General features: G+C 46.7%; 20 protein-coding genes and 1 tRNA gene. 7 read left to right on the plus strand and 14 right to left on the minus strand.

Annotated elements, in window-relative coordinates:
- The first annotated feature begins 278 nt into the window (after positions 1-278).
- The 7 genes from CHK_RS12060 (at position 279) to CHK_RS12090 (ending at position 11,122) form a co-directional block, all read left to right on the plus strand.
- Positions 279-1,682 carry an amidophosphoribosyltransferase gene (locus CHK_RS12060; protein ID WP_046444331.1) on the plus strand — a complete coding sequence of 468 codons (1,404 nt, stop codon included), beginning with the start codon at positions 279-281 and terminating at the stop codon, positions 1,680-1,682.
- Positions 1,683-1,853: 171 nt separating this feature from the next.
- A complete protein-coding gene (locus tag CHK_RS12065) occupies positions 1,854-3,017 on the plus strand; it encodes a C40 family peptidase (protein ID WP_046444332.1) in 1,164 nt (387 codons plus the stop codon).
- Positions 3,018-3,140: 123 nt separating this feature from the next.
- Positions 3,141-4,496: a tRNA (N6-isopentenyl adenosine(37)-C2)-methylthiotransferase MiaB gene (miaB, locus tag CHK_RS12070; RefSeq protein WP_046444333.1), complete on the plus strand. Its 1,356-nt coding sequence runs from the start codon at positions 3,141-3,143 to the stop codon at positions 4,494-4,496.
- Positions 4,497-4,505: 9 nt separating this feature from the next.
- Positions 4,506-7,085, plus strand: coding sequence for a DNA mismatch repair protein MutS (mutS, locus tag CHK_RS12075; protein WP_046444334.1), 2,580 nt, complete (start codon positions 4,506-4,508; stop codon positions 7,083-7,085).
- On the plus strand, positions 7,075-8,946 hold the full coding sequence (gene mutL, locus CHK_RS12080; RefSeq protein ID WP_046444335.1) for a DNA mismatch repair endonuclease MutL: 1,872 nt from the start codon (positions 7,075-7,077) through the stop codon (positions 8,944-8,946). Before mutS ends, mutL begins: the two co-directional genes overlap by 11 nt.
- Positions 8,943-9,854 (plus strand): tRNA (adenosine(37)-N6)-dimethylallyltransferase MiaA, encoded by a 912-nt coding sequence (gene miaA / locus CHK_RS12085; protein WP_046444336.1) that lies wholly within the window; start codon positions 8,943-8,945, stop codon positions 9,852-9,854. Before mutL ends, miaA begins: the two co-directional genes overlap by 4 nt.
- Positions 9,851-11,122 carry a methionine gamma-lyase family protein gene (locus tag CHK_RS12090; RefSeq protein WP_046444337.1) on the plus strand — a complete coding sequence of 424 codons (1,272 nt, stop codon included), beginning with the start codon at positions 9,851-9,853 and terminating at the stop codon, positions 11,120-11,122. The genes miaA and CHK_RS12090 overlap by 4 nt, the downstream gene beginning before the upstream one ends.
- Before the next feature lie 20 nt (positions 11,123-11,142).
- On the opposite strand, the gene CHK_RS12095 is transcribed toward CHK_RS12090, so the two are convergent.
- The 14 genes from CHK_RS12095 to CHK_RS12165 form a co-directional block, all read right to left on the minus strand.
- The gene (locus CHK_RS12095) at positions 11,143-12,198 is read right to left on the minus strand and encodes a tyrosine-type recombinase/integrase (protein WP_046444338.1); all 1,056 of its coding nucleotides are present in this window, start codon (positions 12,196-12,198) and stop codon (positions 11,143-11,145) included.
- A gap of 269 nt (positions 12,199-12,467) precedes the next feature.
- Positions 12,468-12,914, minus strand: coding sequence for a ribonuclease HI (gene rnhA / locus CHK_RS12100; protein WP_046444339.1), 447 nt, complete (start codon positions 12,912-12,914; stop codon positions 12,468-12,470).
- A 13-nt stretch (positions 12,915-12,927) separates the two neighbouring features.
- Positions 12,928-13,722: a pyrroline-5-carboxylate reductase gene (proC, locus tag CHK_RS12105; RefSeq protein WP_082103540.1), complete on the minus strand. Its 795-nt coding sequence runs from the start codon at positions 13,720-13,722 to the stop codon at positions 12,928-12,930.
- A 179-nt stretch (positions 13,723-13,901) separates the two neighbouring features.
- Positions 13,902-13,975 (minus strand) — tRNA-Trp (locus CHK_RS12110).
- 49 nt (positions 13,976-14,024) lie between these two features.
- A complete protein-coding gene (nagB, locus tag CHK_RS12115; protein ID WP_046444340.1) occupies positions 14,025-14,735 on the minus strand; it encodes a glucosamine-6-phosphate deaminase in 711 nt (236 codons plus the stop codon).
- A 19-nt stretch (positions 14,736-14,754) separates the two neighbouring features.
- The gene (locus CHK_RS12120; RefSeq protein ID WP_046444341.1) at positions 14,755-15,459 is read right to left on the minus strand and encodes a PIG-L deacetylase family protein; all 705 of its coding nucleotides are present in this window, start codon (positions 15,457-15,459) and stop codon (positions 14,755-14,757) included.
- A 22-nt stretch (positions 15,460-15,481) separates the two neighbouring features.
- Complete coding sequence (locus CHK_RS12125) at positions 15,482-16,309, minus strand: aldose epimerase family protein (protein ID WP_046444342.1); 828 nt, start codon at positions 16,307-16,309, stop codon at positions 15,482-15,484.
- Between the two features lie 104 nt (positions 16,310-16,413).
- Positions 16,414-17,181: an SDR family NAD(P)-dependent oxidoreductase gene (locus tag CHK_RS12130; protein ID WP_046444343.1), complete on the minus strand. Its 768-nt coding sequence runs from the start codon at positions 17,179-17,181 to the stop codon at positions 16,414-16,416.
- A 12-nt stretch (positions 17,182-17,193) separates the two neighbouring features.
- On the minus strand, positions 17,194-17,970 hold the full coding sequence (locus CHK_RS12135; protein WP_046444344.1) for an SDR family NAD(P)-dependent oxidoreductase: 777 nt from the start codon (positions 17,968-17,970) through the stop codon (positions 17,194-17,196).
- A gap of 31 nt (positions 17,971-18,001) precedes the next feature.
- On the minus strand, positions 18,002-18,952 hold the full coding sequence (locus CHK_RS12140; RefSeq protein WP_046444345.1) for a sugar phosphate isomerase family: 951 nt from the start codon (positions 18,950-18,952) through the stop codon (positions 18,002-18,004).
- A 168-nt stretch (positions 18,953-19,120) separates the two neighbouring features.
- Complete coding sequence (locus CHK_RS12145) at positions 19,121-20,146, minus strand: Gfo/Idh/MocA family protein (RefSeq protein WP_046444346.1); 1,026 nt, start codon at positions 20,144-20,146, stop codon at positions 19,121-19,123.
- A 106-nt stretch (positions 20,147-20,252) separates the two neighbouring features.
- Positions 20,253-21,335 (minus strand): autoinducer 2 ABC transporter substrate-binding protein, encoded by a 1,083-nt coding sequence (locus CHK_RS12150; RefSeq protein ID WP_046444347.1) that lies wholly within the window; start codon positions 21,333-21,335, stop codon positions 20,253-20,255.
- A 150-nt stretch (positions 21,336-21,485) separates the two neighbouring features.
- Complete coding sequence (locus tag CHK_RS12160; RefSeq protein ID WP_052740567.1) at positions 21,486-22,484, minus strand: ABC transporter permease; 999 nt, start codon at positions 22,482-22,484, stop codon at positions 21,486-21,488.
- The gene (locus CHK_RS12165; RefSeq protein ID WP_052740568.1) at positions 22,484-23,467 is read right to left on the minus strand and encodes an ABC transporter permease; all 984 of its coding nucleotides are present in this window, start codon (positions 23,465-23,467) and stop codon (positions 22,484-22,486) included. The genes CHK_RS12160 and CHK_RS12165 overlap by 1 nt, the downstream gene beginning before the upstream one ends.
- Positions 23,468-23,470 lie beyond the last annotated feature (3 nt).

Genomic DNA, 23,470 nt, shown 5'->3' on the forward strand with positions numbered 1-23,470 from the left:
CAAGACCAAGTAGGCAAAAAAGACAGCCGCTTAAGCGGCTGCCCGAGATAGTAATGCGGTGTCAAACTTCGATGCCCCTTGAGGGGCTAAGTCCGCAATTCGCCCTTCCAGGGCGAGCGCAAACCACCAGTTTACTGGTGGTTATGATTATCCTGTACTTCTGGATTTACTGGAACGTAAAATATTTAAGAAGGAAATTGTCCTTTTTTGGTAGTACCGGATTACACAAAATGATATAATCAATTATGTAAACAAAGCAACCAACGGAGGATAGTGAATTGGGCGGAATATTCGGTGCGGCAAAAAAAGGGAATTGTGCATATGATTTGTTTTTTGGAACAGATTATCATTCACATTTAGGAACCTATCGGGGTGGAATGACAGTATATTCAGACGGGCGGTTCCTGCGGGCAATCCATGGGATTCAGAATTCACCTTTTCGCACGAAGTTCGAAAAGGACGTAGAAGATTTAACAGGGCCGATGGGTATTGGAAGTATTTCGGATACAGCTCCTCAGCCGCTTACCGTACATTCTCACCTTGGCACTTATGCCGTTGCTACGGTAGGGCGCATCAACAACTCCGATGAAATTATCAGCCGCTGTTTCCAAAATCATTTTGCTCAGTTTTCTGAAATGGGTAATGGCAAGCTGAATCCTACGGAACTGGTTGCGGCGCTGGTAGGGAGCCAGGCTACGATTGCCGAAGGAATACGTTATGCGCAGGAACTGATCGACGGCTCTATGACCATGTTAGTGCTCACGAAGGACGGGATCTATGCCGCGCGGGATAATGTAGGACGCACTTCACTGGTTTTAGGGGAAAAGGAAGACGGTTATTGCGTAGCGTCGGAAAGTTTTTCTTTTTTAAATTTAGGATATCACGATCTTCGGGAGCTTGGGCCTGCCGAGGTCGTGCTGATCACGCCGGATGGGGTAGAGCAGATATTGCCTCCGAAGAACCAGATGAAAATTTGCGCTTTCCTGTGGACATATTACGGCTATCCCACGACTTATTATGAAGGCGTAAATGTAGAGCAAATGCGTTATGAGGGGGGACGTATCCTCGCATCACGTGATAACGTACATCCTGACCTTGTGGCAGGCGTACCGGATTCCGGTACCGCATATGCGATAGGCTATGCGAACCATTCAGGGATTCCGTTTGCTCGTCCGTTTATCAAATATACGCCCACGTGGCCGCGGTCGTTTATGCCGCAAAAGCAGGATTTGCGAAACCTCATCGCACACATGAAACTTATACCGGTAGAAGGATTGATCAAGGGGAAAAAACTGCTCATGATTGACGATTCCATCGTCAGGGGTACGCAGATGCGCGAGACTACCGAATTCCTGTATCGCAGCGGGGCGCAGGAAGTACACGTCCGTTCAGCGTGTCCGCCTATCTTGTTTGGATGCAAATACCTGAATTTCTCACGCTCTACGTCGGATCTGGACCTTATAGCACGTAAGCTGATTGCTCAGCATGAGGGCGACGCCTCAATGGAGGTCTTGCAGGAATATGCCGATCCGGACAGCGCACGCCATGTGCAGCTTACCGAAGAGGTGTGCAGGGAATTGGAGTTCACTTCGCTTCGTTATCATCGTCTGGATGATGTGCAGGCGTCTATCGGCATCGATCCATGTAAGCTATGTACTTACTGTTGGGATGGCAGAGAATAACGTAAAATTAAGCCTTCGCGTGAGCGGGGGCTTTTATATTTACCTGATATTTAATACTTTTGTAATAAATATAGTGCAAAAAAAGAAAAAATCATGTATAATAGTAATGTTATATGTACATTATTTTGAAAGCAACCTCTATTGATATGCTTAAAAAGGAGTCTTGTTTTTATGCGAAGGAAATATATTAAGAAGCTGAAATATTATTCCTTTTCGTTCCGGGTACAACAATTTTTCAGAAATATCAAAGACCGCATGGTACGTCTCTCAAAAAGGAACAAATGGATTTTGACAGGCGGTATTGGTACCGTTGCGGTTGCTCTTGTCGTTTTGCTTGGTTTAGGTACCTTTGGGAACACGCCGTTTTTCAGTGTGAATGCAAGCGCGGCGGAAAGTGATTTACAGGCATTGCCGGCACAAACGGAACCCGACGCCTTACAGGCGCTTGCACAGTCAACGCCCGAGCCTACTCCCGCGCCAACGCCAACGCCTGATCCGACTCTGAAGGAAGGAATGGAAGGCCCGGAAATATCGGCGCTGCAGCAACGCCTGATGGATCTTGGATATCTTGCGATTGATGAAACAACCGAGTATTACGGGCCTGCTACAGCCGGAGCCGTCGGTTATTTCCAGCGTCAGCATGGCCTGGAGCAAGACGGGGTATGCGGCCCGCAAACGCTTGCGATTATCAACTCCGAAGATGCAAAGCCGTACACACTGCTTGAAGGGACAAACGGAGACGACGTTAAAAGCCTGCAAAGCCGTTTGCAGGAACTTGGTTATATTGGAAGCGTGACAGGTTATTATGGAACGGAAACGATAGATGCTGTCAAAGCTTTCCAGACGCGCAATGATCTTGGCGTAGATGGAAAGACCGGCGAGATGACACTGGATTGCATTTATTCCTCAGACGCGAAACCAACCGCAGAAATGGAAGTTGCAGTACAGCGTAAAGGAAGTATAGACAGCTTTATATCGGTAGCGGAAGAGCAGCTTGGAAAACCATATGTCTGGGGGGCGTCCGGTCCAAATACCTTTGACTGTTCAGGGCTTGTGACCTATTGCCTGAGACAGGCTGGTTCTTCTACAGGGAGGCTCAATGCCGCAGGGTTTTCACAAAATTCATCCTGGGAAAAGATATCTTTTGATAATTTGCAGCGTGGCGATCTGATTTTCTATACCAATAACGCCCGCAGCAAGGTTGGGCATGTAGGAATTGTGATCGGCGACGGTATGATGATAGACGCATCCTCTTCGAACGGCAAGGTTGTAAAACGCACCTATGATTCTTCTTATTGGCAAAGTCATTTCGTGTGCGGACGGCGTCCGTGGTAAAACATAAATTTATGGAATGTAAGGTCTGCAGGGTTTACCTGCAGACCGTTTTTTATTGCCACAGTCAGCTTGAGGTCGATTTATCAGTAGATTTTCCAGCCGGTTTGCATTATAATATTGAATATGAAAGATATGGTTTACTGGAAAAATGAAATACTGAAAAATGGCTTGAAATACCACATTATTACATATGGATGCCAGATGAATGAGCACGAATCCGAAAAGATTGCAGGAATTTTAGAGGAACTTGGCTACCGCCCGGCACAGGAAAAGGAAGAGGCTGATTTTATACTGTTCAACACCTGTTGTGTTCGTGAAAACGCAGAGCAGAAAACATTTGGAAATGTTGGTAAAATCAAAAAACTGAAGGAAGAAAATAAGAATTTGATTGTCGCCGTATGCGGATGTATGACGCAGCAGGAGGAAGTCGCTCATAAGCTGTCCAAAACATTTCCATTTGTGGACATCATCTTCGGCACACACAACATCCACGAGCTTTCTGGAATGCTGCTCGAACGCCTGTCCGAAAAGCAGCGTGTTTTGCGTGTGCAGCAAAGCGACGGGCAGGTACATGAAGCAGTACCGCTTAAAAGGGGCCAGGGCCCTGCCGCGTCTGTCAATATTATGTATGGCTGCAATAATTACTGCTCTTATTGTATCGTTCCTTATGTAAGGGGCGCCGAGCGGTCACGAGATGCCGATGACGTTTTGGGCGAAGTGAAAGAGCTTGAAATTCAGGGTTACCAGGAAATTATGCTGCTTGGTCAAAATGTAAATTCCTATAATGGCAAAGGTATCAATTTTTCACAGCTCCTGAACCAGATCTGTGCGGAGACCAAAATACCGCGTATCCGTTTTATGACCTCGCACCCCAAAGACCTCTCTGACGAGCTGATCGAAACCATTGCAAAGCACCCGCAGATTTGCCGCCATATCCATTTACCGGTTCAATCGGGCAGCACAAAGGTTTTGGAACGGATGAACCGTAAATATACCAGATCGGAATATCTGTCCCTTGTGGATAAAATACGCAGAGCAGTTCCCGGGATTGCAATTACAACAGACATTATTGTCGGCTTTCCCGGCGAAACGGAGCAGGATTTTGAAGATACGCTTTCCCTTGTGCGGGAGGTGCGTTTTGACGCTGCCTTTACGTTTGTGTATTCTGTGCGCAGCGGAACGGCGGCGGCAAAAATGGCGGACATGGTGGACGAAACGACAAAAAGAGAGCGTATAGTGAGGCTTGTCGCCCTGCAAAATGAAATTACTGAACAACGCAACAAAGAATACGAAGGGCAGACCGTATGCGTTTTGGTTGAGGGACAGAGCGCGCGCAATACACAGCATGTCTGCGGTAAATCGGGTTCGTTCAAGATGGTCAATTTTGAGGGAGATCCGTCGATGATCGGGACTTTTCAGGAGGTCCTGATCACGCAGGGTAAAAAAACGACGCTGTTTGGCACGGCAGTACGGAAATAAGAGGGAATTATGGCAGAATTAACACCAATGATGAAGCAGTATCTGGAGTTGAAACAGGAATATCCTGACTGTATCCTGATGTTTCGTTTGGGCGATTTTTATGAAATGTTTTTTGAAGACGCGGAGCTTGCGGCCAGGGTGCTTGAAATAGCGCTGACAGGGCGCAACTGCGGCCTTGAGGAACGCGCACCGATGTGCGGGGTTCCTCATCACTCGGTAGATAACTATATCAACAGGCTGATTGAAAACGGTTATAAGGTCGCAATTTGCGATCAGCTTGAAGATCCAAGCATCGCAAAGGGTATTGTAAAGCGTGGTATAACGCGTGTTGTGACTCCGGGCACGGTTGTTGAAAACTCTATCTTAAATGAAGCGGAAAATAATTATATCCTTTGTATCCATTATGGCGAACAAACAGTTGGCGTATGCTATTGCGACGTATCTACCGGTGAATTCTGCGTAGAGCAGCTGCCAGACGAAATGCAGCTTATGAACGAGTTGACTCGTATTAATCCGCGGGAGATATTGGTTGCAGATTCATGCGTAAAGAAGATGCTCACATTAACGGAAAAAACACGATTCAAAAATACCTTTGTAAACCCGTATTTTGACTGGGCATTTGAGCAGACAGCCGCGAAAAAAGCTCTGTGCGGGCATTTTAAGGTAAAATCCTTAAGCGGATTTGGCTGCGGGGAATTAAGCGACGCCATTTGCGCGGCAGGCGCGCTGATGCAGTATCTTGTGGATACCCAGAAAAATGCACTTTTGCATATCACTGCAATTAAAACACTGACAGGCAGCTCTTATATGGTGCTCGATCCAAGCACGCGCCGTAATCTTGAGCTGACTCAGACATTGATGGAAAACGGGAAAAAAGGTTCCCTGTTATGGCTTCTTGACCGTACTAAGACTGCGATGGGCGCGCGGCTTTTAAAGAAGCTGATCCTCCAGCCGTTAAAAAGTATTGATGCGATTGACGAACGTCTCGACGCGGTAGGCGAAATAAAGGACGATATGTACCTGCGTAATTCGCTGGTGGATTATCTTGGCAGTATTTACGATCTGGAGCGTATCATTTCCCGCATTTCCTATGGAACAATCGATGCAAAGGATTGCCTGTCACTGAAGCGTTCTATTGCTGCGTTGCCTACGCTCAAAGCGCTTTTGGAAAATTCAAAAAGCACCTTGCTAAAAGGTATTTACGAAAACATGGACGATCTTCAGGATCTTTTTGAGCTTCTGGACCATGCGATCAATGAAGACGCGCCGGTTGGAATTACAGAAGGTAATATCATAAAGCATGGATTCGATCCGGAAATCGACCAGTTGATCTTTGCATCCAAAAATGGAAAAAACTGGCTTGCGGAACTGGAAGCGCGCGAACGGGAAGAGACCGGGATCAAAAACCTGAAAATCAGTTACAATAAAGTCTTTGGCTATTTTATCGAAGTCACAAAATCATATCTTTCCCAGGTTCCTTATCGATACCTGCGCAAGCAAACCCTTACAAACTGCGAGCGTTATATCACCGAAGAACTCAAAGAAATGGAGGATACGATTCTTGGCGCAGAGGAAAAGCGCAATGCGAAGGAATATGAGGTGTTCCTGCGAATCAGGGATACGCTTGGAGATAATGTTTCCCGTATTCAGGCATGTGCGGCCCAGGTAGCGCTTTTGGATGCAATGCAGTCATTTGCCTGCGTCGCCTACGAAAATATGTATACGCGGCCACAAATGGCTGACGATGGCATTTTGGATATCAAAAATGGCCGGCATCCGGTTGTGGAAAATATCCGCAAGCAGGAGTTTGTTCCAAACGACGCATTGCTCAACAGCGATACGGATAATATGCTTTTGATCACAGGACCGAATATGGCGGGCAAAAGCACATATATGCGCCAGGTTGGGCTTATTGTGCTGATGGCTCATATCGGAAGCTTTGTCCCTGCATCGAGTGCGCATATTTGTATGGTTGACAGAATTTTTACGCGCGTGGGCGCATCGGACGACCTCGCTTCCGGTCAGAGTACGTTTATGGTGGAAATGAATGAACTTGCTAATATTCTCAATAATGCCACCTCAAAAAGCCTTCTTATTTTAGACGAAATCGGCAGGGGAACAAGCACGACGGACGGTCTATCGATTGCATGGGCCAGCGTTGAATATATTATTCAAAACCTTCAGGCGAAAACCTTGTTTGCAACGCATTACCACGAATTGGTAGAGCTTGAAAATATGTTCGAAGGAATCAAAAATTATTCCGTAGCCGTTAAGGAGATGGGAAGTGAGATCATATTCCTGCATAAAATCGTAAACGGTGGGACAGACCGCAGCTTTGGCGTCGATGTGGCTAAGCTTGCAGGACTTCCGCAACAGGTGATTGCGCGCGCAAGGGTATTTCTGGACCGTTTGCAGAATTATGAGATATCGCTGACAGACAGCAATTCAGGTATTCCAAAGGAAAAACCCAAGGCGGAATTGCCTGAATGTGTCAAAAAAATCAAAAATACGAATATTGACACACTGACTCCGATTGAGGCGCTCAATCTGGTTTATTCGCTCAATAAGGAGTTAAACGATGCTGAGTAAAAGGATTTGTGTACTGGATGAGGCCGTTTATGCGAGGATCGCTGCAGGCGAGGTAGTGGTTAATCCGGCCGCTGTCGTGAAGGAACTGATGGAAAATTCCATGGATGCGGGCGCAACGGCAATCACGGTGGAGATTTCGCAGGGCGGTAAGGAGCTGATCCGCGTGACGGATAACGGTTTGGGGATTTATCCGGAGGATGTGCCGCTTGCCATACAAAAGCACGCCACCAGCAAGATCAGCAATGTTGACGACCTTGGACGCATAGAAACGCTTGGCTTTCGTGGAGAGGCGCTGTCCAGCATGGCGGCAGTGTCAAGGCTCACAATTAAGACACGTACTCAGGATAGTGTAGAAGGTACGATCCTGACAGTAAGCGGCGAGCATCAGCCTGAGATTATTTCCGCAGGACTGCCGGAGGGCACGACAGTAACGGTTGAGAATTTATTTTACAATATTCCTGCCCGCTTAAAATTTCTGAAAAATACTGCAAGGGAAACGACAAACGTTACATCGGTTGTTTCCAGGCTTATTTTTGCAAATCCGCACATTGCGGTCAAGTACATCAGCAATGGAAAGGTAATTTACCATAGTCCGGGGAATGGAGCGCTCAGGGATGCGGTAGTCGCCGTATATGGTAAGGAGATTGTGCCGCGGGTTGCGGAGGTAAATTTCAGTACAACCGACCTTACAATACATGGATTGATTTCAAAACCTTCGCATTTATATAAAAGCACGCACTATATGTGTTTTTTCCTGAATGGCAGGTATATCCAATCGAAAAACCTGCAGGCCGCAGTGATGCGCGGATTTGGTGAGCGGCTGCTGAGGGGGCATTATCCGTTTTCAGTATTACACCTCACTCTCCCGGCTGATCAGGCAGATGTAAATGTGCATCCGAATAAGCTCCAGGTTATGCTGCATGAGGAGCCTGAGGTTTTGGACGCACTTAACAGGGCAGTCCATGAAGCGCTCAATCAGCAAAACGTCCCGCCAGTGTTGGAAATTCCACAGGCTGCGGAGCAAAATCAAGAGCTGCCGTCCTCGGCGGGAAAGGAAGGGAAGCCGGACTTTCCGGAATTCCGTTCCGCCGAACGTCTCTATCAAAAAAGCGGGAGCAGGGCGGCACAGACGCCCGGGGCTTTGATGGATTACCCGGTTGCCGGGACTTCTGAGAAGCCATCCGTATACCAGCCCGATCAGGATTTTGGAGAACTGATTGAATCTGTAAAAAAATACCAGAATCCTCCGGAAGAGGAGCAGGCCGAAATCGAGGATGTGCGCCGACTGATTGATTACCGTATCATCGGACAGGTGTGGAACACATATGTTATGGTGGAAAGCAGTGAAAGCCTGTACCTCATCGATCAGCATGCGGCGCACGAGCGGATCAATTTTGAACGGATGAAAAAGGCTGCCGTTGAAGGAACGGTTGCATCGCAAAGCCTTTTGATACCTTACGTCGCTACGCTTCCTGCCGAAGATTTTGCACTGCTTCAAAAGCATGCGGAATTTTTGGAAAGTCTGGGCTTTGACTTTGAGGAGTTTGGCCCGCTAACCTTAAAGTTCAACGCGCTCCCTGTGCAGGCGGAGGTCAGCGGCGCGGAAAAAATGATCGACAATTTACTTGAAGAATTGCGCAATGTACGCGGAAATGATGTTCTTTTGCTACGGGATACGGTAATCCGTGCCTCCTGCCGCTATAGCATCAAAGCCGGCTATCAGCTTTCAGACGCACAGATTGAGGAACTTATGCAGGAAATCACAGAGCTTGACGCAATCCCAAATTGCCCGCATGGACGGCCAATCGCAATCGTAATCAAAAAAAGCGATTTACAAAAAGGATTTAAACGTATCGTATGAAGGAACAGGTATATATTATTCTTGGGCCGACAGCTTCTGGAAAGACGGCAACTGCCATAGAACTTGCAAAGCTCAAAAACGGTGAAATCATATCTGCTGATTCCATGCAGGTTTACCGCGAAATGGATATTGGGACGGCGAAGCCGGATATGGAGGAACGACAGGGGATTGTCCACCATATGATCGATGTAGCAGCGGCGGATGAACCATATTCTGTTGCGATGTTTCAGCAGGCGGCAACAGGTTGGATCAGGGACATTCTGTCCCGCGGTAAAACCCCGGTTCTGGTAGGGGGAACCGGGTTGTATTTGAATTCGATCACATACCGTTTGGATTTTACAGATACCTCTTACGATCTGGCTTTTCGGCAAAAACTGGAAAAACGCAATGCGCAGGAGCTTCACCGGATTCTGTCAGAAAAGGATCCCCAGGCCGCTGAACGCATTCATGAGAACGATAAAAAACGCATCATCCGCAGGCTTGAGATTTTAAATAACGGGGATGGAAAAAACGGTTATGAATTCCGCAGGCCGAATGACGAATATGATTTTGTTATGGCAGGTCTCACCACGGAGCGCAAGGTGCTTTATGAGCGAATCAACAGGCGCGTAGATCTAATGATGCAGCAAGGCTTGCTGCAGGAAGCGGAAACTCTCTATCATAAGTATGGGGATACGCCAACTTCCATGCAGGCTATCGGCTATAAAGAGCTGATTGAATATTTCAAGGGAAATATGCCGCTTGACGAAGCGGTAGCCGTGTTGAAAAGAAACACCCGCCGATATGCCAAGCGGCAGCTGACGTGGTTTCGCCGTGATGAGCGGATTTGTTGGTACGATATCTCGTCTTATGCGAATGCATCAGAGCTTGCACATCATATTTTAAATAAGGATAGGACAGCCAAATGAATTTAACTGAATATATCAGCAACCATTTTAAAATAGAAAAAAAGCTGGTGGATTTTGTTTATGAATGCGAAAATGACGTGAAGGACGTTTTCCATCGTTTTGAGGAAGTAGCTCAGGTCAATCAGTTTAAAGTGATTGAAGCTTTTCAGAAAAATAATATTTCCGCACGCCATTTTTATGCTTCCACCGGATATGGTTATGGAGATGAAGGACGCGAAAAGCTCTGCCGTGTGTTTGCAGATGCTTTCGGCGCTGAGGATGCAATCGTTTCGCCCATGCTTATGAGTGGAACCCACGCAATTTCTACTGCATTATTTGGTTTGCTGCGCCCGGGGGACACATTATTTTCCATGACGGGAAAACCCTATGATACGCTTATTTCCACCTTATATGGCGCAAGCGGATCCCTGCAGGAATTCCAGATTGCTTTTGATTGCGCAGAGCTCCAAAAGGATGGCACGATTGATATTGAACAATCGTTCAAAAAAATAAACGCCAATCCTTCCGTGAAAGTTATATACTTTCAACGGTCTACAGGATATGAAATCCGCCCTGCATTTACGGTCGGTTATCTGCAAAAAGTGATGGCCCTTGTAAAGGAAAAATTTCCGGATAAGATCATTATGGTAGATAATTGCTACGGGGAGTTCGTTAATATGGACGAGCCTGTGGCAGTTGGCGCGGATGTAATGGCCGGATCGCTGATCAAAAATCCAGGCGGTGGTATCGCGCCGACAGGAGGATACATTGCAGGAAAATCCGGCTTGATCGACAGGATTGCAGGAAGTTTTTCCGCACCGGGCATCGGAACGGAAATTGGTTCCTATGCCTTTGGTTACCAGCAGTATTATCAGGGCTTTTTTATGGCTCCACACACAGTATGCCAAGCGCTCATGGGCGTTTGCCTTGCGGCACGTGTGTTTGAAAAGCTTGGTTTCCAGTCCCAGCCTTCATACAATGCCGAGCGCGGCGATATTACCCAATCGATTATCTTTGGCAGTGAACAGCCCCTGACGGACTTTGTACGCGGCATACAACGTGCCTCCGCCATCGATGGAAATGTTGTCCCATATGCCTGGGATATGCCCGGATATGATGATAAGGTAATTATGGCTGCCGGTACCTTTGTGCAGGGCGCATCCGTTGAATTAACGGCAGACGCGCCCATCAGGGAACCATACGCGGCCTATTTGCAAGGCGCGCTTACTTATGAACATGCAAAATTAGGCATTTTATATGCCCTCAATGATATGAAGATTAATATTTGATTTGATCTGATGGATGATCATTATTTTCTTAATTTGATGGCTTTGGATGCGCGTTTGCGGTTGTCCTCAGACATTGCGGCATAGTGCTTACGCGTCGTATTTACGTCTTTATGGCCCAAAACATCTGCGACAAGGTAGATATCACCCGTTTCCTGATATAGCATCGTGCCATATGTACTGCGTAGCTTATGGGGCGATATTTTTTTCAGCGGACTTACGATTCGTGCATATTTTTTGACCATCATTTCTACACTGCGCACAGAGATGCGCTTGCCCTGCATCGACAGAAAGAGGGGAGAGGACAGGTCGTAATTTCCACGGTTCTTGCGTTCGTTAAGATACGCCGTGAGTGCGCCTGCCGTTTCGTCGTCGAAATAAAGCATCACCTGGTTGCCGCCCTTACGCGTTACTTTAAAGCAGCCGTTTTTAAAATCCACATCGTTTATATTTAAAGAAACAAGCTCCGACACACGGATACCCGTAGTTAAAAACAGAGTTAAAATCGCCACGTCACGCGTCACATTTTTTTTATGGTATTGCTTTTGCTTATCTGTCAGGTTTTCACCGGATTCTACCATATCAAGTAAATTGGCTACTTCGTCCGGCTCAAGGCGTATGATTGCTTTATCATGCAGCTTAGGCGTATCTAAAAGCTCACAAATATTGTTATCCAGAATGCCTTTACGATAATAATGCTTAAAAAAAGAACGCAGACAGGCAATTTTGCGTGCTTTGCCGCGTTCGTGATTTTCAATAAATTTTTCATCGTCGTCCGGAGCGGTATACAGGTTCAGGTAATCCATAAAAAGATACAGGTCATCCACAGTGATTTTTTTCAGGTCATCCTGCGTAATATCTGTGGTGCTTTTTCCAGAAAATGCAGGAAGCTCTCGTACGAGGAACTGGAAAAAAATACGGAGATCCGCAGCGTAATTAACACGCGTCAGAATCGTAGATGTATTTTCCATTGCAATAAAAAAGCTCGTTGTAAACGACGGCAGGTCACGCATGATCCCACGAAGCTTCAACGTCATTTTTTGATTTAGATTTTGATGATAGTTGGTCGACTCACTCATAATAAAAAAGGCTCCTTATCGTTACAAAACCGCTTAACCGGGCGATTTACGTATATTATAGCATAAGTGGGCTTTCAGATGCAATAACTATTCGCAAAACTTGTGTTTTGCGAATAGTTTGATTTTGGAATAAGAACCGGTCAGCCACTTCCCCTTGCGGGCATATTGTAAAAAGCGGACATTTTTGAGTTTTTTCATGAGTTTATATTTCGAACAGATTCAGGTGCTTCTTTGACGTACGACATATCTTTTTCCGATGGCGCACCTTATTATGATTTAACGTTCTTTTTGATTTGGTCGCGCGCAAGCTTATCACACAAATTGTTTAATTCGTCGTCTGCGTGTCCCTTAACTTTATACCATTTTACAACATGGTTTTTCGTTTCGTTCAAAAGCTGTTTCCACAGGTCCTGATTTTCCACAGGCTTTTTAGAAGCTGTTTTCCAGCCGTTATTTTGCCATGCAATAATCCAGCCCTTATCAAACGCATTGTGTATATAAGCGCTGTCTGTAAAAACCCTTACGCTGCAACGTTCCTTTAATGCCAAAAGGCCCTGAATGGCCGCCATGAGCTCCATACGGTTGTTTGTCGTATCGGGCAAATATCCGGACAGCTCTTTCCTGTTTCCTTTATAATCAAGCACGCAGCCCCAACCGCCGGGCCCCGGGTTTCCACTGCAGGCGCCATCGCAGTATAAAATAACTTCCTTCAGCATATTACTCCTGTTTCTATTTGGATAGTTCCTTTGATTTTGCAACGCATGCGTCAACTGCCCATTCAACCACGCCGCGCGTTTCATTCATATCAAAAACCTTCATCGCCTCAATCGTCGTTCCGCCTGGAGAACATACGTTGTGTATGAGCTGGGATGGCGTATCACCCGTCTTTTTTAGCATTTCACAGGCGCCCTCAAACGTTTGTACCGCAAGGCGAAGAGATACGTCCTCAGGCAGTCCATTTTTTACGCCAGCCTTTGCAAGCGCGTCTATAAACATATAAACATAAGCCGGACCACTGCCTGAAACACCTGTTACAGCGTCCATCAGTTCTGCGGGAACATGTTCTACAATGCCAAGCGAAGAAAAAATCTGTTCAACGAAAGCCTCTTCATCCTGTGTAAGCGTACTTGGAGTCTGAAGGCAGCTGGCACCCTTCCCCACCATTAGAGGGGTGTTGGGCATAATCCGCATAATTCTTGCGGGCACCGTCAAAAGTTCTTCTATTTTTTCTGTTTTGACACCGGCTGCAATCGACACAAAGGCTTTGTCCTGTTCCTTAATCTGTGGTAAAACCGCAGGAATAATATTGGGTTTCACACACAAAAAAATAATATCTGCATTTTGTGCCAGCTCACCGACAGATGGGCAGACGGTAATACCGTTTGCAACTGATTTGGCTTTTTGTACATCGGTATCAAATACAAAGATATCCCCGCCATCCAGTATTTTATTATTTAAAATGCCGTTTATAATCGCAGAAGCCATATTTCCGCAACCGATAAAACCGGTTTTGATCGTATTCAATGAAATTCACCTCATTCTTTTCAGATAATACTATTATATTAAAATAACCAGGCAATTACAACTTGAATCGTCTATAAGATGCGTAATACCGTTTACGCAACTGTAATTTCGAATGATCCAACATAAAAATCCCTCCGCAAAAGCGAGGGATTTTCCGTTCAGCATAATCTGCTGTGATGTGGCAGGGGTGGAGAGGATCGAACTCCCACAATTGGTTTTGGAGACCAATGCACTACCATTATACTACACCCCTAGATCAATACAACGTATTAAATTATACCCGAAAAGACATCCTTCGTCAATCATTTTTCTGCTGAAATGATCGTCGCATCAGGATGCAGCCACAAAACCGATGCGGGAAATTGCGGGTTAATATCCTTGCAGCTTTTCAGGCGCTTGATCACATCTTTTTTATCACTCCCGGCTATTAGAATGATGGATTTTGCCCTCATGATCGTTCCTGCTCCCATGCTGATCGCGCGGCGCGGAACCGCCTTCTGGTCGCTAAAAAAGCGTGCGTTTGCCCGGAGCGTATCCTCGCTGAGCGTAACAGAGGAACTTGCGTAACGAAAAAAGTCTGCGGGTTCATTAAAGCCAATATGACCGTTGCGGCCAATTCCAAGGAATGCAACGTCAAGGCCGCCGAAGGAGTCTATCTTCGCCTCGTATTCTGCAGCTTCCTGTTCCAAATCCCCTGCTTTTCCATCCGGTGCAAAGGTATGCTTTGGTGCGACATTCACGTATTGGTACAGGTGTTCATGCAAAAAATAATAATATCCTTGCGGGTTTTCCCTTCCAAGCCCTTCATATTCATCAACATTAAAGAAAATTCCCTTGGAAAAATCAAGATTTTGCTCCTGATACAGTTTTACGAGAGCCTTGTATGTTCCAACAGGCGTTCCGCCGGTCGGCATAGCAAATACAGGCCGCTGTTTTTCTTTTAAAACAGCAGCCAGCATTTGTGCAGCCAGAAGGCTCATTTCCTTTTCACTTGCTTTACTGATAAACCGCATATTTTCCTGTCCTTTATCCCTATGGCAAAAGTCTTTTGGTTGAAAACCGTGGCCAGCCTGCATACTGGCGGAATCCCTCCGCAAAAGGTACGCTGCATTGCAATCCGCGATACTTGGAGCAGGTTCGTACAAAATCAATGAAATCGATCTTGTCATGCTCCAGCATCCATTTGATCTGGCTTTCATGGCACGCAAGCGCTTCGAGTTTTGTATCAATCGTATCTGTTACGTCAACATACTCCGTGGGTACAAAGTTGATTCCCGCAAGCGTATCCATATAAAACAACGGAACGATTTCACCATATGCTTCCGTAACAGTCTCAATATGCGGGATGGATGAACCAAAGCTTGCATGGAACGCAAGCTGGCTTGTTTGCTGGTGATCGCGCATATAGTCGTCAGGATTGTGCGTAATGATAAGGTCGGGCTTTGCATAACGCACCACTTCAATCAACCTGTTGATCGTCTCGCGCTCGGAGGCTTCTACGTGCATATCGCCAACGTCTATACTAATTGATTCCGCACCGATTATTTTTGCCGCATTTTCAGCTTCTTTCATGCGTATTTCCCGGAGCTCTTCCGGCATGATTACAGCATGTCCCAAATTCCCGTTCGCTACATGGCACATAATAACCCTGTCGCCACGCGCCGCATATTTGGCAAGCGTCCCTGCACACGCAATTTCAAGATCGTCCGGATGACATCCAATCGCTAAAATATTCATAACACTTATTTCCTTTCCGCAATCATAAAAGATCAGATAGCTGAATCGTCAGGCTGTAGGTTTCCCTGCTCCCCGGATCTATCCATTTTACATATTTTCCAGTATTGATCGAATCCGGCAGGCCAAGCCACGGTTCTGCTGTCACGCGCCCGTCAAAAAGCGTGCACACCACAAGCGATTCATAGGAATCGTCCGTTTCAATCGTTGCATGATAGCCGTCTGCTTTATTGATAATTTCAGTTTTATTCCCTGTTTTTTCATAGAATACATAGTCCCCTTCCCTTGTAAGATCAAGCGGGATATTGTTTTCGTACTCTTTTCCATCCAGGTAATTTACATAGCGCCTCATATCGGTATCCAGCTGGAACTCCGCCTTATCGCTCGCTGTAAAATAATGATGCCAGCCAAAATAGTGCGGCATTGGTTCCGATGAACGATTGGCGATAGCCGCAAGGAATTCTACAGTATCGTTCTTTAAAGTATACGTGACCTCCAGCCTGAAATCAAAGGGATAATTTTCACTTTGGGAGGCCTCGTTATTTGTGATATAAAGTGTCGTACTGTTTTTTTTCGTTTCCACAACGCCGAAAGACGAACACTTTACAAGACCGTGGAACGGCATGGTGTATGTCTTTCCATTCAGGGTGTATGTATCGTTTTTCGTCCTGCTTGGGAATGGAAAAAGAACAGGACAACCGCCTGCCAGAACGTTTGATTTATGAAGCATATCCTCGTCAAAGAATATAACGTCTTTTCCATGATAGTTAAGGCGCGTCAGCATCCCGCCATAATCCGGGAGAACCTCTGCCGAAAGTCCGCCATCATCATTGCTTATTACTATTTTTTTCATGGTATGTGTTTACCTCAAGTCCAGTTAAATATGCTCAGGGGAGCGAACAAATCCGCTCCCACAGGCATACTTGCACATAATAGAAGGTTTCTTTTAGATCATGCTTATGAAACCGTAATTCCGCCGTCCGCTACAAGAACTGCACCATTCATATAGCTGCCTTCATCGCTTGCAAGGAAAAGAGCGATGTTTGCGATGTCCTGAGCAGTTCCCCACCTGCGTAACGGCGTTCCCTGCGTGAGGAATTTTTGTTCGTCAAACGTGGGCTTGTTCAGGTCGCTTTCATAGATCATTGGCGTGTGGATCGCCGCGGGGGCAATGCAATTTGTCCTTATTTTTTCCGGGCCAAATTCCACAGCCATCGACCTTGTCAGTGAAATCGTCGCGCCCTTCGAGGCGCTGTAGGCGTCGCAATTTGGAATACCGATTACGCCGCAGCTGGAGGAGGTGTTGATGATCGCCCCACCCCCACGTTTTTTCAGGAGGGGAATTGCCGCTTTCGAGCAGTACATCATGCCAAAAAGATTGATATGGATGATTTGCTCGAAGACTTTCACATCAATTACATCAATCGCTGCATCCTTTGTCCCCCAAAAGACAGAAGCGTTATTATACAGGATATCAATCCCGCCATATTTTTTATCGATATCGGCAAATACCTTTTGAACCTGTTCCCAGTTTGAAATATCAAGGGCAAAGAATTCAGCTTTTCCACCTGCGTCGATAATTTCAGCCTCGGTTTCCTTTCCAAGCGTTTCGTCCTTTTCGAGGATCAGTACAACTGCGCCTTCCTTTGCAAACGTTTGTGCAGCCGCTTTGCCGATTCCGCCACCGCCGCCGGTAATCGCAGCTATTTTTCCAGATAATCTCATGTCAGTTCTCCTTTACCAAATTGTATATCCGCCGTCCGTCACAACATTTGCGCCCGTCATGTAGTCGGAAGCGGAGGAAGCGAGAAATACAGCCATATCGCCGATATCGGCGGGTTCACCCCACTTTTTCAGAGGAATTTGCTCCAGGGAGTCCTGATAGAAATCAGGGTGCTCTTTTACATAATCCTTGTTGATATCAGTCATGTAATATCCCGGACAGATCGAATTAACTGTAATTCCATACTCCGACCATACCCCCGCCATCAGCCGCGTCAGGCATTCAATTCCTGATTTTGAAACATCGTAAGCGCCAATGGTTGGATTTCGCATGGCAACCTTTCCCGTCATAGATGCAAGATTAATGATCTTCCCGCTTCTCTGCGCGATCATAACCCTTCCGACGTGCTTCATCATAAGAAAGGTTCCTGTAAGGTTCGTGCCGATGATGCTGTTCCATTCCTCAAGCGATTCGTTTTCAAGGCGTTCGCTGCTTCTGCCTACCGCAGCATTGTTTACGAGGACGTCGATCTTTCCCAGTGTATCAACGACTGTTTTGCACGCATTGATCACGCTTTGCTCATCTGTGATATCGAGCGCGCACGTGTAAGTTTCATTCCCCGTCTCATCCGATATTTTTTTTGCGGTGGTTTCAAGACGCCGCGCATTGCGCGCCATAAGGTACACTTTTGCGCCCGCTGAGGAAAGGGATCGTGCAAACGCTTCTCCAAGCCCCTGTCCCGCGCCGGTTACAACGGCGACCTTTCCCGTCAAATCAAATTTATTTTTCATGACCGCTCCTTACCTGTATCCCGTAAGAGAGTTAATTACATTCCGCAACAAGCGGGCCCGCCAGCTCCTTGATAAAGAAGAGTTTCCCGGGAAGCGTCGGCATAAAACTTGCTGGAACCCACATGTCAGGCCCGTAGCGCAGCGCCGTCCAAAGCGACATGCCCTGCCACATCATGCCCCTGTCATAGCAACCGTCGCAGCCGCCGATAATTTTATCCGATTGCAGGAACAACCCCGGCCCGATCGTATTTGCAAATGCCGGTACCTGCGTGGTGCGGCTTTTGAAGCTATGCAATGCGTTCTGCTCTATGGTCAGCGGATGTAAATGGGCTCCCAGTCTATATGCCTGTGATTTCCACTCCTCAAAGGAATCGTATTCGCCTGCAAAATGCGGTTCCCAAAATGCAATGTGGAATACCCTTCCAATGCCAAATACCGTCACAAGCTTTGCGCCTTCAGCTTTGAGCTTCGCTATTTTTTCCGCATAGGTAGGCAAGTTTTCTTTGGTTGCAAAATTGCGCTGGTTTTCCGGAACGGTGAGCTTACCAAGCGGCCCATAAAAGCTTGCTTCCATAGCATGCTGGAAAGAACCGTTATTGTCTTTATCAAGCGTCGTACCTGTCTCGTCGCTCCATTCATCCATATTAAATCCATATACATGCTTGCAGTCAACGTTCCATTCCTTCAGGAAGTAAACCGCCCATTCGTACATTCCCATAGGGCCTACGGGGAGGATCATTGCCAGTTTATGTCCAGCGTCCTTTGCCTGCTTTATTGTCAGCGCAATTTCGTGTCCCATCATCATGCCAAAGGTTGTATTGTTTTCGCACAAAACAGGCTTGAAATCATCGTGCCAAAAGCTTTGTTTTTCAAAGATTTCCTCCGGCGCGTGGGAGCAGCAATCGTCCAGCCGTTTGAGATCCCATCCCTTTGGCAGAAAATGTTCCATATTTGAGTTCTTGATTGTCGATAATAAGTCCATTTCAGTCACCTCTGATTTATATTGTTGTTTTATTATTTTATTTGATCCAATCTTCGCGCGAATGACGTGTTATCATGGTAGTTTTCATCGTTACTGAATTCTCCTTTCCCTGCGGAAAGCGGACACTATCAATAACCGCCGTCCGCAGAGAAGGAAAAATGTTAATTACTAATATTTGACGACAACAGGCTCTCTCTTTTCTGCAGATTCGAGAACTGCAAGGAGGGCCAGAGAAGTATTTGCAGCATCTTCCGTGCTCACAAGGAAGGGCTTTCCGTCGATCAGACGATCCACGAAAGAGCGGATGCTTTCATATGCAAATCCTTTTACCTTACCGTCCACCCGGTTTCTGACAATAATGTCAGGCGTCGTAACCTTTTTGTCTGTTACTTCCTGTATCATATTGTGGCTGGAGCAATCGATATTGATCATTCCATCCGTACCAAGTACAGTAAATTTGATGTCATTGATGCAAGTGTTGGCGTTTGGCGTAATCCATCCGTTTTCCATTTGGGCGATTCCGCCGTTTTTGAATTCGATGGTAGTTAAATACATATCAGGTACATCTACGCCGAGTTTCTTCAAAACACCCTCGCGGGATACGGCGTACACGCGCTCTACTTCGCTGCCCATCAGCCAGCGCAGCGTATCGAGGCAATGACTCCCCAAAAACCACAAAATCGAGGATTTTGCCGCCCAGGAAAGCATATCGGTAGCCACCCACTTGATGTCATTCAGCCGGCCATATGCGCTGTATGGCGTACCCAGGTTTCCTGCGTCAATGGATTGTTTTGCAGTATTCACCGTCGGATTCCAGCGATTGTGCAGGTCCACCATCGCGCGCACCCCGTTTTTCTCGAACGCTTCCATCATGTTATAAACGTCGTCGCGCGTAGTCGCAAGGGGTTTCTCAATCAGCAAATCCTTTTTTGCGTTTGCACACGCAATCGCGATATCCGCATGCAAAAAATCAGGCGTAACGATAGCAATCGCGTCGCAGCTGGATTTCTCCGCCATTTCCTTGTAATCGGTATATACTTCTTTGATACCGAATTTGGCGGCAAGCGCCTCTGCTTTTGCTTTGTCCTTGTCGCAGATCGCGACGGTTTGTGCAAACGGATGCTCGTTATAGATACTGGCATGAGTTTCTCCCCAGATGCCTGCGCCAACGATGCCCATTCTAAGTTCGTTCATGTTATTGCCACCTTCCGTTGTTTCTGATTGTGATGTTTCCGGCCTTCCCCGGTTGCCCCTGTTTTGGAGCGAACCGGGAAACAAAAGCCGGTACTGTTAAGCTGTTTTAGAATTCGTAATCGTGAACATTATCCTTTGTGAAAATAATGCTGGGGATATATCCAACGGTTGTGCCGTCAGGAACGATCAGCGTTCCGCCATATTCGCCGTAATCCTGTCCATCCTTGGGAAGGCTTCCGTCTTTGAGGTAATTTACTGCCGCTGCAACCGCGTCATAACCCATTACGCCCGGATCCCACAGTGTCAGCTCAGGAATAATCCCTGCATCAACATATTCGGAGCACTGCGACGGCAGGCCGATACCAAGGGAAATGATCTCGCCTGTTTTTCCAGCGGACTGGATCGCCATAGCCGCGGCCGGAGGATTCACGGAAGAAACGCCAGCAAATGCCTTCAGGTCAGGATAGGTCTGGATCAGGTTTTCCGCCTGGGATACGCATTTTTCAAAATTATCGTCGCACGCTTCTGTTGCCACTATTTCGATGTCAGGATATTTATCCAGTACCGCTTTAATCGCGTCAAGCCTCTGGTTGAGCGTTTCGGAACCAAGTCCGCCGGTCAGAAGAGCAACCTGCCCTTTTCCGTCTACCTGTTTTGCAAGACTTTCGCCGATTGCCGTACCACTCTCGATTGCGTCGCCTGCCGTTATGCAGAAGAGCCTGTCGCTGTCAGGAGCGTCGATATCAAAGGTAAATACCGCTACGCCTGCTTCCATTGCTTTGTTGATTGTGGGGATAATCGCAGTGCTGTCTGCCGTTGAAACAAGGATCGCATCCGCGCCCTGCGTTACAAGGTCTTCAATAAAAGTAATTTCCTGGTTCACATCCTCAGAAGATGGACCTGTGTAAGAAATAACCTCCGCGCCCATTTCAGCAGCCGCTTTTTTAGCGCCTTCAGCCGCATAGTCAAAATACGGAGCGCCCATTTGTTTTACTACGATGCCAATTTTGTAGGGTTCGCCGCTTGCCGCTTTGGAAGCGTCTGCCGCAGGAGACGCATCAGAGGATGCCGAAGCATCGCCTGATGCTGCCGGTGCGGAGCTTTCCGTTGCCGGAGCCGAGCAGCCGATCACACCAATTACCATGATGGCCACGAGAACAAGTGCTACTAAAAATTTGTACTGTTTCATTTCTTTCCTCCTTGGATTTTGAGTAATAGAGTTCCAATTTGTTTTGAGTACCGCATATTCTTTTCCGCACGCGCAATGTGCAGGAATATTTGGCTGATTTTTTTCCAATATATCTCCCGTACCACCTCCGATATAAAAATTTTTGATATTTTATGCGTTTGTTGCTGCTTTCTGCTTTTTCCCAATCTTAAATCCGCCGTTGCGCCGTTTGGAATCATATCCAACTGCCGCAAGAAGTACGCATCCCATAAAGATCATCTGCCAGTATGCGTTGATTCCAATCAGGTTAAAGCCGTTGATGATAAAGTTCAAAATCAATACGCCGATGATGGTGCCCTGAATATTCCCCTGCCCTCCGGCAATGCTCGTACCGCCCAGCAATACCGCAGTAACAACGTCAAAGGCCGTATTGGTACCCGCATCCGGGGAAGCAGAGATCAACCGCGATGAAAATATGATTCCTGCAAGTGCCGACAGCAGCGCGCTCACTACATATACCAGAATCGTAATCCGGTCCGTATTGATCCCTGCAATATTTGCCGCCTTTGGATTACCGCCGGTCGCATACACAAACCGTCCGAATTTCGTGGAGGTCATGATCCAGATAAACAACGCAGCAATGGCAATCATCAGTATGATCGGAATCGGTATTCCAAGAAGGGTACCATGTGCAAGTCCGTCATAGCCCTTGGGAAAGGTGCTGATAGGGCTGCCGCCTGTGATGACATAAATGATGCTTCGTAACGCCGTCATGGTTGCCAGTGTTCCAATAATCGGCTGGAATCTTGCCTTGGCAATCAGTACGCCATTTAAGATGCCGATCACAGCCGCAACCAAAATTGCAATGATGATAGCAAGGGCAAAATTCATTCCCATCCCATAACAAATTCCCATAATTGCGGGAACAAGCGCCATCACGGTTCCAACCGACAGGTCAAAGCCGCCGGCGATGATTACGACTGTCATTCCAACAGCAACGATTGCAACCTCGCTGATACGCGTAATAACCGTTACGATGTTGCCCATGGTAAGGAAGCTTGAATTTGCAATCCCCATGATCACAAACCACACGCCGAGGAAAATCAGCAATGCGATTTCATATCCAAATTTTGAGAAAACACTTGTTTTGTTTGATTTCAATTTCTGCATTACTGTCTTCTCCTTTCCTTATAAAGCGTTCTGGCAGTATCGAGCAGCAGGGCCAGTATGATGATTACGCCTGTGATAAGCCCCTGAAAATCAGCCGATATTTTGAGAAGCGTCATTCCGTTCATCAAAAGCCCCATCAGGATCGCCCCCAGTAAGGTTCCGACAACAGAGCCTTTTCCTCCAAGGAAGCTGACGCCTCCAAGCACAACTGCTCCGATTGCATCCATTTCGTAGCCTACGCCCGCGCTTGGCTGGATTGCTCCGGTCCTGCCGATAAAGATCATCGCCGCAAGTCCGGTAAGGAGTCCGGAGCACATATAAATCATTTCTTTGGTACGGTCTACATGGATACCTGCAAGCCTTGCCGAATCTCCGTTGCTCCCGATTGCGTAAACATATCGTCCAAATCGTGTGTAACGCATGATGATCACAAAGAGAATCACCACCGCCGCGAGAATAATCGCCGGCGCAAAGTCGTTGCCCATCACAAGGAAATCCTTTGGCAGGTTCGTTGTCCATTTTCCTCCCGAATACACATAAGCGATTCCGCGGAAAATGTTCATTGTACCAAGCGTTACGATAATAGGCATTACCTTGAGCTTTACAATCAAAAATCCGTTTAAAAAGCCGCACGCCGCACCTACCGCCAGGCAGATCAGAAGTACTACCCACGCCGGCGCGCCTATCTTGATAAACGAACCTGCTACTGCACATACAAGGCCAAGCAGAGATCCGATCGAAAGGTCGACGCCCTTTGAGATGATTGCGAGCATCATTCCAATCGACATAATTCCATTTACTGCGATCTGTTTTGTGATATTAAGTGCATTCGTCCCGGTAAAAAAGGAACTGGACTGCACGCCGATAAATACGGCTACAATAATAATGAACAAAATGATCGTCAGTTCAGGGATATTCATAAAAGCGCTGAAAAGCTTGCTCCCGCCTTGCTTTTTGGCTTTCATTGTTATCTCATTTTTCACAAT

The sequence above is a fragment of the Christensenella hongkongensis genome (genome assembly GCF_000981035.1).
Taxonomy (GTDB): Bacteria; Bacillota; Clostridia; order Christensenellales; family Christensenellaceae; genus Christensenella; species Christensenella hongkongensis.